General features: G+C 72.2%; 11 protein-coding genes and 2 pseudogenes. 7 read left to right on the top strand and 6 right to left on the bottom strand.

Translation table 11 applies throughout. From position 1 onward, the window contains the following. Positions 1 to 129: 129 nt before the first annotated feature. Both LG634_RS21075 and LG634_RS21070 read right to left on the bottom strand, forming a co-directional pair. Complete coding sequence (locus LG634_RS21075; RefSeq protein WP_226735463.1) at positions 130 to 2,196, bottom strand: ATP-binding protein; 2,067 nt, start codon at positions 2,194 to 2,196, stop codon at positions 130 to 132. Between the two features lie 360 nt (positions 2,197 to 2,556). Further along, the gene (locus tag LG634_RS21070) at positions 2,557 to 3,534 is read right to left on the bottom strand and encodes an L-threonylcarbamoyladenylate synthase (RefSeq protein ID WP_226735462.1); all 978 of its coding nucleotides are present in this window, start codon (positions 3,532 to 3,534) and stop codon (positions 2,557 to 2,559) included. Between the two features lie 168 nt (positions 3,535 to 3,702). On the opposite strand from LG634_RS21070, the gene LG634_RS21065 reads away from it, so the two are divergent. Beyond that, positions 3,703 to 4,380: an adenosylcobinamide amidohydrolase gene (locus LG634_RS21065; RefSeq protein ID WP_226735461.1), complete on the top strand. Its 678-nt coding sequence runs from the start codon at positions 3,703 to 3,705 to the stop codon at positions 4,378 to 4,380. Positions 4,381 to 4,724: 344 nt separating this feature from the next. On the opposite strand, the gene LG634_RS21060 is transcribed toward LG634_RS21065, so the two are convergent. Beyond that, positions 4,725 to 5,516, bottom strand: a complete 792-nt coding sequence (locus LG634_RS21060) for a VOC family protein (protein ID WP_226735460.1) — start codon at positions 5,514 to 5,516, stop codon at positions 4,725 to 4,727. Between the two features lie 226 nt (positions 5,517 to 5,742). Between LG634_RS21060 and LG634_RS21055 the strand changes: the two genes are divergently transcribed. Continuing rightward, entirely contained in the window at positions 5,743 to 6,834 is a 1,092-nt protein-coding gene (locus tag LG634_RS21055) for a carboxylate-amine ligase (protein ID WP_226735459.1), read from the top strand. A 217-nt stretch (positions 6,835 to 7,051) separates the two neighbouring features. Further along, the gene (locus tag LG634_RS21050; RefSeq protein WP_226735458.1) at positions 7,052 to 7,528 is read left to right on the top strand and encodes a hypothetical protein; all 477 of its coding nucleotides are present in this window, start codon (positions 7,052 to 7,054) and stop codon (positions 7,526 to 7,528) included. A 182-nt stretch (positions 7,529 to 7,710) separates the two neighbouring features. Here LG634_RS21050 and LG634_RS21045 read toward each other — a convergent pair whose 3' ends face one another. Both LG634_RS21045 and LG634_RS21040 read right to left on the bottom strand, forming a co-directional pair. Beyond that, entirely contained in the window at positions 7,711 to 8,439 is a 729-nt protein-coding gene (locus tag LG634_RS21045; protein WP_226735457.1) for an SDR family oxidoreductase, read from the bottom strand. Between the two features lie 223 nt (positions 8,440 to 8,662). Beyond that, positions 8,663 to 9,427: an SDR family oxidoreductase gene (locus LG634_RS21040; RefSeq protein WP_226735456.1), complete on the bottom strand. Its 765-nt coding sequence runs from the start codon at positions 9,425 to 9,427 to the stop codon at positions 8,663 to 8,665. 95 nt (positions 9,428 to 9,522) lie between these two features. Between LG634_RS21040 and LG634_RS21035 the strand changes: the two genes are divergently transcribed. From LG634_RS21035 to LG634_RS21025, 3 genes and pseudogenes are all read left to right on the top strand, one after another. Then, on the top strand, positions 9,523 to 10,470 hold the full coding sequence (locus LG634_RS21035; protein ID WP_226735455.1) for an AraC family transcriptional regulator: 948 nt from the start codon (positions 9,523 to 9,525) through the stop codon (positions 10,468 to 10,470). 41 nt (positions 10,471 to 10,511) lie between these two features. Then, a complete protein-coding gene (locus LG634_RS21030; protein ID WP_226735454.1) occupies positions 10,512 to 10,775 on the top strand; it encodes a hypothetical protein in 264 nt (87 codons plus the stop codon). Positions 10,776 to 10,777: 2 nt separating this feature from the next. Next, positions 10,778 to 10,973: pseudogene (locus LG634_RS21025) on the top strand (TetR/AcrR family transcriptional regulator); the annotation flags it as partial. Positions 10,974 to 11,032: 59 nt separating this feature from the next. On the opposite strand, the gene LG634_RS21020 reads toward LG634_RS21025, so the two are convergent. Beyond that, entirely contained in the window at positions 11,033 to 11,596 is a 564-nt protein-coding gene (locus LG634_RS21020; RefSeq protein ID WP_226735453.1) for a DM13 domain-containing protein, read from the bottom strand. Positions 11,597 to 11,867: 271 nt separating this feature from the next. Between LG634_RS21020 and LG634_RS21015 the strand changes: the two are divergent. Next, positions 11,868 to 12,796, top strand: a pseudogene (locus LG634_RS21015) (vanadium-dependent haloperoxidase); the annotation flags it as partial.

Genomic DNA, 12,796 nt, shown 5'->3' with positions numbered 1-12,796 from the left:
GCCACGGTCGGCGTGACCGCGGCTTGCGGGGGATTCGTCACCACCGCCGTGGTGGACAGGGCTCCGGTGGGAACGCCACCCGCCCGGCCCAACGGGCAGACGCATCGCAGCGCCAGGCGGGTGGAGGCTTCACAGGTCTGCCGCCAGGATCCGGTCGACCGCGGCGGCCGGGGTGCCGTGCGCGCCCGCCCGGAACGCCCGCTCGTACACACGGTCTCCGATCTGTGCGCGGGCGGTGCTCTCGGCGTGTACGCGCAGCGGAGCCAGTTCCGGGGTGCCGCGCTGCGGGTGTCCCACCGTCTGCCAGCACGCGAAGGCGGTGCCGTTGACGGAGGCGGCTTCCTCGGGCTTGTCCTGGGCGGCGAGGCCCGCGCTCAGCAGGTCCAGTCCGAGGGCCACTCCGAAGGCGTCGCCGAGGGCGCGTTTGCCGGCGATCATGCGGCGCGCGCAGTCGACGGTCTCCGCCGGGCGCCCGCTCAGCAGGGCGGCCAGCGCCAGCTGGTGGTCGGCGTAGGCCCTGGTCCAGTGCTCCCCCCGGCGTTCGCATTCGGCTCGCAGCAGCTCCGCCGCCCGGCCGGCCTCCTCGAGCCTGCCCGACGCGGTCAGCGCGAACACGCCGACCAGGCGGCAGCGCGCCCGCCGGCCCGGGGATCCGTCCGTCCCCTCCAGCGCCCGGGCACAGTGGGTGCCGGCCTCCTCAGGCCTCCCCTGGAGGAGCAATACGACTCCATGGAGGTAGGCGGCGTCCAGGAGGCGGTCCTCCTCCCCGGACAGTTCGGCGCTGGTGAGGCTGTGGTGGGCGAGGTCGGAGGCGGCCGCGTAGTCGCCCTGGAGGGCCCGTACTACTCCCAGGGCCCACAGGGCCCGGGCCTGCACCGCCGCCGGCGCCCGGATGTGCGCAACGAGCTCGGCCAGGTGGTGTCCGGCTTCGTGCAGGCGGCCGCAGCAGGCCCAGAAGAACCCGGCCAGCGCGGCGAGTTCGAGGGCCACGTCAGGATCCGAACTCCTGAGGTGGCGCAACGCCGCGCAGACGTCCGCATGGCTCTCCCCCAGCGTGCGGTAGGCGTCGAGCTGACCGGGCCCGAACCAGGTGCGGTCCGCCTCACGGGCCAGCGCGAGGTGGTAGCGGGCGTGCCGGGCCGCCACCTTCTCGCGTTCGCCCAGCTCCTCCAGCCACATCGCCCCGTACTCCCGGACGGTGTCCAGCATGCGGTACCGGCCGTCCGCGGTGACGCTCACCACGGACTTGCGCCGCAGCCCTTCCAGCGCCGCGTCGAGCACCGCCGTCTCCAGCGGGCCGCCGCCGCACACCGCGCGCAGGACCGCGATGCCGGTCTGCGCCCGGAAGACCGACATCCGGGCCCACAGGAGCCGTTCGGGCGGGGTGCACAGTTCATGGCTCCAGCCGATGGTGGTGCGCAGGGCGCGCAGCCGGGGCGGGCTCCGGCGTTCCCTGGGCGCGGGGCCGTCGTGCTCGCGCGGGCCCGCGGTGAGGTCGAGTCGTGCCCGGAGCCGGGCGGCCAGGGTCGTCACCGGCTGCTGGGGCAGCTGTGCCGCAGCGAGTTCCAGAGCGAGGGGTACGCCTTCCAGCAGGTGGCACACCGTGGCCGCGGCGGCCAGTTCGGCGGGCCGGCCGAGCGGGGCGCCCGCCGTGGCCGCGCGGTCGAGGAAGAGTTCCAGGCCTTCGGTGGCGGGTGGCAGGGGGCCCACCTCGTGTACGTGCTCCCCCGGCACGCCGAGCGGCTCGCGGCTGGTGGCGAGGACCGTCAGCCCGGCGCAGGCGGCCAGCAGTTCACGCACCAGCTCCCGGCAGGCCGGGACCAGGTGCTCGCAGGAATCGAGGACGAGGAGCAGGCGGCGGGCCCCGATCCACTCGGTCAGGGCACGGGCGGGCAGCCGCCGGGTGTGATCGGCCAGGCCCGTCGCCTCGGCGACCGCGGCTGCCAGCAACCGGCCGTCACGCAGCGGCCACACCTGCGCCCAGGAGACCGGTTCAGTGGCGGGTGCCTCGGCCGGCGGGGAGCCTGATTCACCCGAAAGCGTGGCGGCAAGGTGAGCCGCGAGCCGGGTCTTGCCCACTCCTCCCGGTCCGGTGAGGGTGAGCAGGCCGGGTCCCGCCAGCCGGGGCCGCAGCAGTGCCAGTTCGGTGCTGCGGCCCACGAAGGCGCTCTCCTGCGGGGGGATGGAGGAAGACACCCCCGGATTGTGCCCCCGCCCGCAGACCCGCTCAGCCAGTACCGGCAGCCAGGCAGGCGCACGAACGGCAGGAGATGGCGGCCGGGGCCGGTGGTGCAGCGCGGGCCGGTGCGGATACGGCGCGCGCCGGATCGCCTTTCGGTCCTGCCGGTCGGGCCTGCGGATCCTGCCGGTCGGTCCTGCGGATCTTGCCGTCGGGCCCGCGGCTTCTGGTGCGACTGCGTACGTCGCCGGCGCGGTGCGGCGAGGCGCCGCGCCGGGCCGTCGCGGGTCGGGCCAGATCCGGAAACGACCGGCTCCGGGGGCGTCCGGCACGCGGGACGCCGGCCGGGAGCCGTCGTGGCACGGCATCGATGCGGGTCACACGGTGGAACGGGGCCCCGCCGCGCGCCGGAGACGGTTGGCGAGGGCCAGGCCCAGGCCTTCTTCGACCGGAAGCGAGGCGACGATCAGGTCGCACCCCTGCCGGTCGAGCTCGCGCAGGAACCCGTACAGCTCGCGCGCGTACGCGTCCAGGGAAGCGGGGACCGCCGCGACGGCGTGCGCCTTCACCGGAGTGCCGGCGAAGGCGGCCGGCAGGAAGACTCCCACCCGCTGTCCCGACTCGTACGCCTGCTCCGCTGCGGCGGCGACCTGATCCGGCTCGACGAGGACGACCCGTGCGCGCGGCGCGTAGTGCGAGGGGTGCTGGCCCGGCACCCTGACCGGACTCGCCGAAGGCACGGCGAGCGGCCGTCCCAGCACCGCTTCGAGGTCCTCGCGCGTCACGCCGCCCGGCCGCAGGATGGCGGGGACGTCGCCGGTGACGTCGACGATGGTCGACTCGACGCCCACCTGGCAGGCCCCGCCGTCCAGCACGAGGTCGACCGCGTCGCCGAGCTCGGCGCGGACGTCATCCGCGGTGGTGGGGCTGACGGAGCCGAAGCGGTTCGCCGACGGGGCGGTGATGCCGCCGCCGAACGCCGCGAGGAGTGCGAGGGCGACGGGGTGATCGGGCACCCGTACCGCCACGGTCTGAAGGCCGCCGGTCGCTTCGAGCGGAACCCTGGCGCCGCGCCGCAGGACCAGCGTGAGCGGCCCCGGCCAGAACCGCTCCGCCAGCAGGCGCGCGGTCTCCGGCACCTCCTCGACCCACTCGTCCAGCTGACGGGCGCCGCCGATGTGGACGATCAGCGGGTGGGTGGGCGGACGTCCCTTGACGTGGAAGATCCGCGCGACGGCGGCGGCGTCCTCAGCGTTGGCGCCAAGGCCGTAGACGGTCTCCGTGGGCAGGGCCACCAGACCGCCGGCACGCAGGACGCCGACTGCCTCTTCGATGTCATCCGTTCTTGCCAGCACCCCGTCATCCTAAGCGGGGCCCGGACCGGCGCCGGACGTGATCACCGCCGCTCCCGCCCTCCCCTGCGCGGGCCGGGCCACGACTTCCTCGGCAAGGGCCGTGGACAAGCACCGCCGGGTCGCGGCGTACGATCAGCCGGTTAGCAGCCCGCAAGGAGTACTCGTCCGGTGACCTCTGCCCTTCCCACATCCCGTTCAGTCCCCGGTTCGCTGCCGGTCCGGCAGCTCGTGCGGGTGGAGGACGGCGAGCGGCTGCACAGCCTGCTGTGGCACGCGGACGCCGGCTGGCGGATGATCAGCAGCGCCGTACTCGGCGGCGGGATCGGCGAGCGGTCCTGGATCCTCAACGCCCAGGTGCCCCACGGCTACCGCCGTACCGACCCCGACCGGCACCTCGCCGACCTGGCCCGCGCGGCCGGGGCACACGGAGCCGGGGTGGGGCTCATGACGGCAGCAGACGTCTCCCGGCACGCACGTGCTCACGACGGCGGTGTCGAGGCCAGTGTCACCGCGGGTCTCACGGTCCGCGGATGGGCCGCCTCGCCGGCCGACGGCAGTTCCCGGCCGGCGGCACCCGGCACGATCAACACCGTCGTCACCGTGCCGGTGGCGCTGTCCGACGCCGCCTTGGTCAACGCCGTCGCCACCGCGACCGAGGCCAAGGTCCAGGCCCTGCTCGCAGCAGGCTACGACTGTTCCGGCACGCCCACCGACGCCGTCTGCATCGCCGCACGCAGCCCCCGCCCCGGAGAAGAGGTCCACGCCTTCGCTGGGCCCCGCTCGGTATGGGGAGCCCGCCTGGCCCGCGCCGTTCACCACGCCGTACACAGCGCCGCCTCGCAATGACAGCAGCGGCGAACGCGCTTCCCGGTGCGGCGCTTCGCGTACCCCGGCCGCTGCACCCGACCGTGCCCGTGGCCCCAGTACGGTCTCGCACTGATCGGTCCGGCCAGATCAACGGGGGCGCTGCGGCCGCCCGGGAGGAGGACCGGGCGGCCGTGGCGGCGCCGCGGGGCTTGGTGAATCGGGGGGAAGCCAACACACCAGGCCCGGCGGCACCTACGCCGAGCCGGTGTTGCGGCCGGGGCCAGTGTGCAGGCCGACGGTCGTCCCGGGGGCAGGGGCGGCGGCGCGTCTGAGTGGGTGGGGGCGGCGTGCCCGGGCGTTCATTGCACTCCCCCGGCCCACGTCTATCCCTCCGGCTTCGTGGTCGGGGTCTGGTCAAGGGTGAAGAGGGCGCCCTGGGGGTCGCGGAGGGTGACGCCCGTGCCGTGGGTGGCAGGGAGGTCGGGGAACGCGGTCGCGCCGTGAGCCAGGGCGCGGTGCGTGGCCGATGCCAGGTCGGGGACATGGAAGTGGATCAGCCAGCGAGGCCGTTCGTACGGCTTCTCGGCGGCGGCCTCCACGTGGCCGCTGTTCAGCCGGGCGACCGCCAGTCCTTCGGCGCGCAGGACGACCTGGTCCTCTTCGTAGAAGGCCTCGCAGCAGCCCGGCGTCTGTTCTGCCCATTCCAGGACCTCGCCGTAGAAGAGTGCCGCGTCGAACGCGTCACGGGTCCTCAGCTCCAGCCAGGCCGGCGAGGTGCTGCCCACGCTCCAGCCCGCGAGCACGCTCCCCTCCCACAGGCCGAAGCTCGCCCCGTGGCGGTCGGCGACCAGAGCTGCCCGGCCGTGGAGCGGGTAGGAGACGGGGCCCACTCCGACGGTGCCGCCGCGCTCCCGTACCCGTGCGACCGCCCGGTCCGCGTCGTCCACGGAGAAGTACGCGGTCCAGGCCACCGGTACCGCCAGCTCCCCCGCGATCCCGCCGATGCCCGCGACCGGCAGGCCGTCCGCCTCCGCCACGCAGAAGGCGGACCCCAAGCCGGCAGGCCGGAACGTCCACCCCAGCACGGCGCCGTAGAACCGCTGGGCGGCAGCAAGATCGTGCGTCATCAGGCTCAGCCAGCACGGAGCACCACGGACCTCCGCCGTCACCAGCATCGGATCCTCCTCCCGGACAGAGGCTCAGAAATCCACCGCGGCCGCGTTCGCTCCGAGCGCCATCCGCTACGAAGGGGCCTGCAGGGTGCCCAGCAGCTACCCGGCACCCGGCCGCTTCACGCACGGCACCCGGAGTTGTGTCAGGGCAGTCCAAGTTCCGTCACGAGGCGAGGGCACAGCGCCTTCCGGTACGGGTGATCACCCTGCTACCGGGTAACCGGAATTCGTGATCACTGTGGGTGTGGAAGAGGAGTACCTGCTGGTGGACCCGCACACGGGGGTGCCCGCGCCCCTGGTGGAGGCGGTGTCCCGCACAGCCGGTCTCGGGCCTTTCGCGGAACGTGACGAGGTGCAGGACGAGCTGCTCCAGGCTCAAGTGGAGGTGGCCACTCCCGTCTGCCGGAGCCTTCACGAGGTCGGAGGCCACCTGCTGCGCCTGCGCCATGCCGTTGCCTCGGCAGCGGAGGCGACCGGTTGCCGCGTCGCGGCCACGGGCGCGGCACCGGTCCGGGGGTTCGCGCCCGTGCCCGTGACTCCGTCCCCGCGCTACCTCCGCATGGAGGGGGAAGCCCGTCGGCTCGTCGACGAACAGCTGATCTGCGGCATGCACGTCCACGTCGGCATACCCGACCGGAAGACGGGCGTCGCAGTCCTCAACCGCATCCGGGGCTGGCTGCCGGTGCTGCTGGCCATGGCTGCCAATTCGCCCATCTGGGACGGGCAGGACACAGGGTTCGCAAGCTGGCGCACCATCGTTTTCGGCCGGTGGCCCGTCAGCGGCCCGCCTCCGCATTTCGGCTCTCCCGCCGAGTACGAACAGCGCCTGGACGCCCTCGTGGCGTCGGGCGCCATCGCCGACCGCGGGCAGGTGTACTGGCACGCCCGGCTCTCCGAGCGCTACCCCACCGTCGAGGTGCGGTGTCTCGACGTCCAGCTGCGGGCGGATGACGCCGTCATGTTCGCGGGCATCGTCCGAGCTCTGGTGGCCACGGCGATCAGAGACGAAGAGTCAGGCACCGCGCTGGCGGTGACCGCGCCCGAGATGCTGCAGGCCATCAACTGGCATGCCGCCCGGCACGGCCTGAACGGGACACTGATCGACCCCCTCGGCCGCCCACACAGCAGCGGGGACGTGCTCTCCGGCCTGCTGGAACACATCGGCCCCGCGCTTGAGGACGCAGGAGACCTCCGGGCGGTCGGCGGACTCGTCCACCGTCTCCTGCAGGTCGGGACGCCCGCCGACGCTCAGCGCCGGGCCTTGGCCGAGGGCGGAACGCCGCGGTTGATCGAACTGGTGACCGGCAGTGCCTCCGACTGACGCCATTAGCTCTGCCCCGGCGGTGGGCGCGGGCCGGCGGACATCGTCCTGCTGTGCGGGCCGGCAGGGCTGTTCACCGGGGCCCTGCTGCTGATCGAAGACATCGACCGGCCGATCCCCGGAACGATCAAAATCACGACGGCGGCAGCTGACGCCGGTCGTAGAGTGGCCCCGTACGATCATCCGCCTCACTCGTCCCCACTCGAAAGCCGGCACCGTGCACGCTCCCGAGCCCCGCCCCGTCGAGTCGGGCACATACCCCGCATGGGACGGGGCCCTGGCCCTCCTCAACCGGGACCTGGCGGCCACCCTCCCCGACGAGCGCCCCCTCCGACTCCTGGCCCTGCCCCCCTTCCAGCCGGACGAGCCGGACTACGTCTACGTCGCCCTCGCGAACGGCGAGTGGCACGGCAACTGCCTGCCCCCGGAATCCGCGGCCGACCCCGCCGCCGCGCTCGCGGCCGTCACGGAAGCCGCCCAGGACACCCTCACCGAACGCCTCTGGCAGGCCTGGCCGGTCTGCCCGGACCACCGCCTGGGCATGCACCCCCGCGAAGAGGACAGCACCCTCGCCTGGTGGTGCGCCGGCAAACCGGGCCGTCACGCCCTGCCCCACCTCCACGCCCCGGTCGGCGCCCTCGACACCACCGTCCGCCCTCGCCGCCCCCACCGGAAGAAGCACCGCCCCCGCTGACGTCCGAGACCGGGACCGTGTCACAGCGCCCGAGGTGGCCGGCCCTGCTCGCTGCACCTGGACGACAGGCCCCACTGCTCGCTCAGTACCGGTGGGGCAATCGGCGCACGTCGCCTGTGACGCAGGCGCGCGAACGTTCACCCGCACGATGTACCGGCGACCGGAACCGAGGCGGCACGGTGTCAGACCTGGGCGCTTCCGCCGTCCACGAAGAGTTCGATGCCGGTGACGAAACTCGCGTCCTCGGAGGCGAGGAACAGTGCCGCTGCGGCCACCTCCTCCGCGTTTCCGGTGCGCCCCATGGGAATGGCGGACAGGATGGCGGCCATCGCCTCCCGGGGTTGTCGCCGCATGGTCTGGGTGTCGATCGGGCCCGGGCTGATGACGTTGGACCGGATGCCGCGGTCCCTCAATTCCATGGTCCAAGCGCGGACCATTTGACGGATGGCCGCTTTGCCGGCTCCGTACACCGAATAACCGGGCGCTCCCTTCACGCCGGCGATGGAGCCGGTCAGGATGACGGAAGCACCGTCGTTCAGGAGAGGCAGCGCCTTCTGCACCGTGAAGAGCGCGCCCTTGACGTTGACGTCGAAAATCCGGTCGAAATGCTGCTCGTCCATTCCTTCGAGCAAGGCCATTTCGCTGGTGCCCGCGTTGGCGAAGACCACGTCGATTCGCCCCCTGGCCCGCACGGTCTCGTACAGGTGATCAAGGTCGGCCAGGTCGGCGACGTCCACCCGGACCCCCTGGACGTTGGATCCGGCGGCCTTCACCGCCGCCGCGATCGCTTCCTCGCGGCGGCCGGTGATGAAGACGTACGCGCCCTCCGCGGCAAACAGTTTGGCCGTCGCCAGACCGATTCCCGAGGTTCCACCCGTGACCACGGCGATCTTGCCCTCGAGTTTCCCCACCGTTACCTCCCAGCATCGCCGGTGCGGGGACGTCCCCCGAAGCCAAAGGTGCCGTGCAGCCGCGCCGCCCGCGCGGGGCGGACGTCACGGCCGGGCTGTCGCGCGATCATGTCCCACGGCCGGCGTCCCTTCCGCCATCCCGCTGCCGCTTTCACCCGGCTGGACCAGAAACGGATGGCCTTTGACGGCCTGGTCAACTCGGAGACCGGGATGGACGCCCGTGTCACACCAGTGCCGCGCCGCCGTCTATCGCGAGCGTGATGCCGGTGACGTAGGCGTTGGACAAGACGAAGAGATAGGCCGCCGCTGCTTCCTCGGCAGTGCCGACACGCCGCGTGAGCAGCTCGGACCCGGCGCCCTGGAGGAAGGCCTCCGGGTCCGGGACACTGCCGTCCCACAGCTCGGTACGGATCACACCGGGCTGGATCACGTTGACGCGCACAGGGGCGAGTTCGACGGCGAGTGCCCGGGACAGGGCCTCGATGCCGCCGGTGATACCGGCCGTGAGCGCGGTTCCGGACAGGGGGCGGACCGCGAGGACGCCGGAGCTGAAAGTGATCGAACCGCCGTCGCGCAGTCGCGGTGCAGCGTACTTGGCGGAGAGGAACGCGCCCCAGAACCGGCGCTCGAAGACGGCCCTGGCCTCCTGCGGGGTGGTGTCGGCCAACGGCTTGACCAGCAGAGATTCGCCCGCGGTGTAGACGAGGTGGTCGAACTCCCCGACCTGCTCGAAGAACGCGGCGATGGCGTTGCCGTCGGCGACGTCCAGGCGGCGGCCTTCGGCCGGCTCGCCCAACCGCTTCGTCGCAGCGTCCACGCGGCCTGGATTGCTGGAGGCGACCACGACGTCCGCGCCGGCCGCCGCGGCCTGTTGGGCTACCGCGAAGCCGATGCCGGAGGTTCCACCGATGATCACGATCTTCTTGCCGGCCAGAGACATGGGATCCGTTCCTTCGTCGATGCAGTGCCGGGGTTCGGCAACCGCCATGGCAAGAACGTACGCCTCCATATCGAGACGTTGAATGACTCAAAGTCTTGATTCCCTGTCATATCGTCTCGCCATGCAGGCACTAGAGTGGCGCTGTGGACATCCTGAGCGACACCCTCGAAGTCCTGCGCACGGGACGCCCGATGGTGACTCGCACCGACGCGCACGCCCCGTGGGCCCTGAAGTTCCAGCCCATCTCAGGAGCCGGATTCCACGTGGTCGTGGAAGGGCACTGCCACCTGCTGCCACCGCACGGCCAACCGCTCGCGCTCGGACCCGGCGACATCGTGTTCCTGCAGCGCGGCAGCGGACACACCCTGTGCGACGTGCCGGACCGCGATCCGGTGGACTTCGTACCGGAGCGCGTGGACCGTTCCTCGCCCATCGGCCAGGTCACCGTGGACGGACCAGGAACGCACACGGTTCTGGTGTGCGGCGCGTACGCGATCGACGTCGATCGCCCGCATCCGCTGTTCAGCGATCTGCCGGAGGTCATCCACCTCCCTGCGGTTCCCGGCCGCCACCCGGTGCTGCGCTCGGCGGTCGATCAGCTGTGCGCCGAGTTCCACGCACCGCAGCCGGGCTCGGACGCAGTCGTCACGGCGCTCATCGATCTGCTGCTGCTGTACATCCTGCGGTCGTGGTACGCCGAACTGCCGAAGGAGCGGACCCGGGGTTGGGCGGCCGCGCTGACCGACCCTGCAGTCGCCCCGGCCCTGAAAGCGATCCACGACGACCCCGGCCGGCCCTGGACCGTGGAGTCGCTGGGCACCCGCGCCGGGCTGTCCCGCGCGGCGTTCGCCCGCCGCTTCGCCTCGGTGGTCGGCGAGCCGCCGTTGACCTACCTGACCAACTGGCGGATGGCCACCGCGGCGCGGTTGCTGCACCACTCGCCGGCCCCGCTGAGCACCATCGCGCAGCGCACGGGGTACACGTCGGAGTTCGCCTTCGCCAAAGCCTTCAAACGACACTTCGGATCGCCGCCGGGGGCCTACCGCAAGCAGGCCAAGACGACTGGTGACGAAGCAGGCGGATACAACTGACCGTGAGGGTCAGGACATTGCCAGGCGTTGTTCGCCAGGCCATGGCTGCCGCGATCGTCGGAGTCATCGCCAACCTCGCCCTCTACTTCGCCGAACACGCCCTCTTCGCAGACGTGGACGAGAAGGTCTTCGGGCCGGTGACCCTCGTGGTGCCGGACCTGGGCACGCTGCGGCCCGCGGCCCTCGCGATCACGGTGGTCGCGGCGCTGCTGATCTTCAGAGTCCGGTGGAGCGTCCTGCGCACCCTCGGCGTCTGCGCGGTCCTGGGACTGGGGACCGCCCTGGCCGGGCTCCCCGGCATCTGAGGTACGAGCAGGGCATGGAACTGTTCCGCGTCGCGGTCCTCGGCGCCGATCCCGAAGGCTTCCCCGCCCTGGCGCACTTCGCCCGCGACGTCCGTCCCCTCGGGGTGGATCGCCGCCGCCGCGTTCGAAGAGATCCTCGCCGCCCGACTCGCCCGCACCGAGACCGCGATCGGCCCGGACCGGCCGCCGGGCTCGTGAGGGCCGGCGCGGCTGATGCACCACCACTGCGGCGAGGCCTCGGCCACCGCCGGGGCCGGCTACGTCGTGGCGAGTTCCGCCGCCCCGAAGGAGACGTCGAAGCGGTCGCACCAGATCGCGACGCTCGTGTAGTCGGCGAGGTGTACGCCCGCCGGGATCGCGTAGTTCTGGTCGCCCTTGTTGCCCTTGAGCCTGCCCAGACTGACGTACTTGCCGTCGTCGAACACCCGCCAGCCCGCCACGCCCTGCTTCACCGGGGCGTCGGTCAGCCACACCCGCAGGTCGGGTCCGTTGCTCGTGTCCAGGCCCTCGAGCCGGAGGACGTGGGAGCCGTCGGACAGCCGGATGACCTGCGCGGTGCCCCGGGTGTCGTGCTCGTGGCTGATGAACGCGCCCTCGGCCAGGGTCTGCGGCGCGGCCGGCGCAGCCGGCGGGACGGAAGCTGCCCCCGAAGGAGGCACGGTCGGTGTAGCCGGCGAAGCCGTGGGCAGGGCTTCCCTGACCGTCTCGTCCTGCCAGAGCTTCCACGGCTGGAAGAGGTACAGACCCACCACCAGGACAGCCGTCATCACCACGACGGCGACCGCCACCAGCGACCGACGCCGCCCTCGACCCAGTTTCATCCCACGACTCCCTGCTGTGTGCCCCACGGACGGTGCGTCTTCCGACCGCATTCAACGGGATGCCGGACCCACAAGCCATTACGCCGGCATTACGGACGGCGCCGCCCGCCCGCGCCCTCCCCGGCTTTCCGGCCATGTGCAGGGCCGGGGCCGGTCATTCCGCTCCTGGAACCCTCCGGAGGGCTACCGCGGGTACGGACCTTGTTGTCATGATCACGCCGCCACCACGACGGTGGCTGTCCACGACTGCGTGATCACGGGGAGTCAACCCATGTCCCAGCACACACCCACGAACCGGCGCCGGACCGGCCGTATCCGCCGCGCCCTCGCCGTGACGGCCGTCCTCGCGGCCACCGGCACCGTGCTGACCGCCGCCCCGCAACCCGCCCGGGCCGCGCTTCCGCCGCAGACCATCGCGGATCCGGTGCACTACTGGAACGACGTCCTGCTGGAGATCGTCCGCCGCGAGGGCGGTGGCCCCGGCCCCATGTCCCGGGCCGCGGCCATGATGAACGCCGCGATCTACGACGCCGAGTCGTCGTACCAGCTGAAGTGGAAGGGCAAGGTGACCTCGGCGCCCTACCTGCACGCCGAGAAGTACGCCGGCTGGATCGAGGGCCCGGACGAGGAGGAACGGGTCGTCGGCCGCACCGCCTACAACATCCTCCTCGGGCTCTACCCCCGCCAGACCGCGTTCCTCGACCACAAGTTCACCGAGCGGTTCGGCAGCAGCCCCAAGGACGGCGACATCCTGGACCTCACCATCGTCAACAAGATGGTGACCCAGATGCGCAACGACCGCAGCGGCGACGGCTCCGAGGACCCCCGCGTCTACGTCGGCGACGACAGGCCCGGCGCATGGCGGCCCACCAGCTATCCCGACATGAACGACCCGGGCTGCGCGCAGCACAGCCAGGCCGTCACCCCCTTCTGGGGCGAGATGAAGCCCTTCGCCCTCACCTCCGGTTCCCAGTTCCGTCCTCCCACCCCCGGCCTGTACGGCACGTACGAGAAGCTCCTCGGCAGCGAGGAGTACAAGCGCCAGGTCGAAGCCGTCCGGTCGGCCGGCGCCGACAGACCCACCAGCCGCACCCCCGTCGTCAACCGCACGCCGGACCAGGAGGCCGCCGCCTGGTTCTGGGCCAACGACGAGGACGGCACCTACAAGCCGCCGGGCCAGCTCCTCCAGGCGACCCGCGA

The organism is Streptomyces bambusae (genome assembly GCF_020532645.1).
Taxonomy (GTDB): domain Bacteria; phylum Actinomycetota; class Actinomycetes; order Streptomycetales; family Streptomycetaceae; genus Streptomyces; species Streptomyces bambusae.
This window is presented reverse-complemented; position numbering and strand designations above follow the sequence as displayed.

Excerpts from the sequence above, each read along its gene's own strand:
- LG634_RS21060 (WP_226735460.1), bottom strand. The coding sequence starts at position 5,516 with ATGCTGGTGACGGCGGAGGTCCGTGGTGCTCCGTGCTGGCTGAGCCTG.
- LG634_RS21040 (WP_226735456.1), bottom strand. The coding sequence starts at position 9,427 with ATGGCGGTTGCCGAACCCCGGCACTGCATCGACGAAGGAACGGATCCC.
- LG634_RS21030 (WP_226735454.1), top strand. The coding sequence starts at position 10,512 with ATGGCTGCCGCGATCGTCGGAGTCATCGCCAACCTCGCCCTCTACTTC.
- LG634_RS21020 (WP_226735453.1), bottom strand. The coding sequence starts at position 11,596 with ATGAAACTGGGTCGAGGGCGGCGTCGGTCGCTGGTGGCGGTCGCCGTC.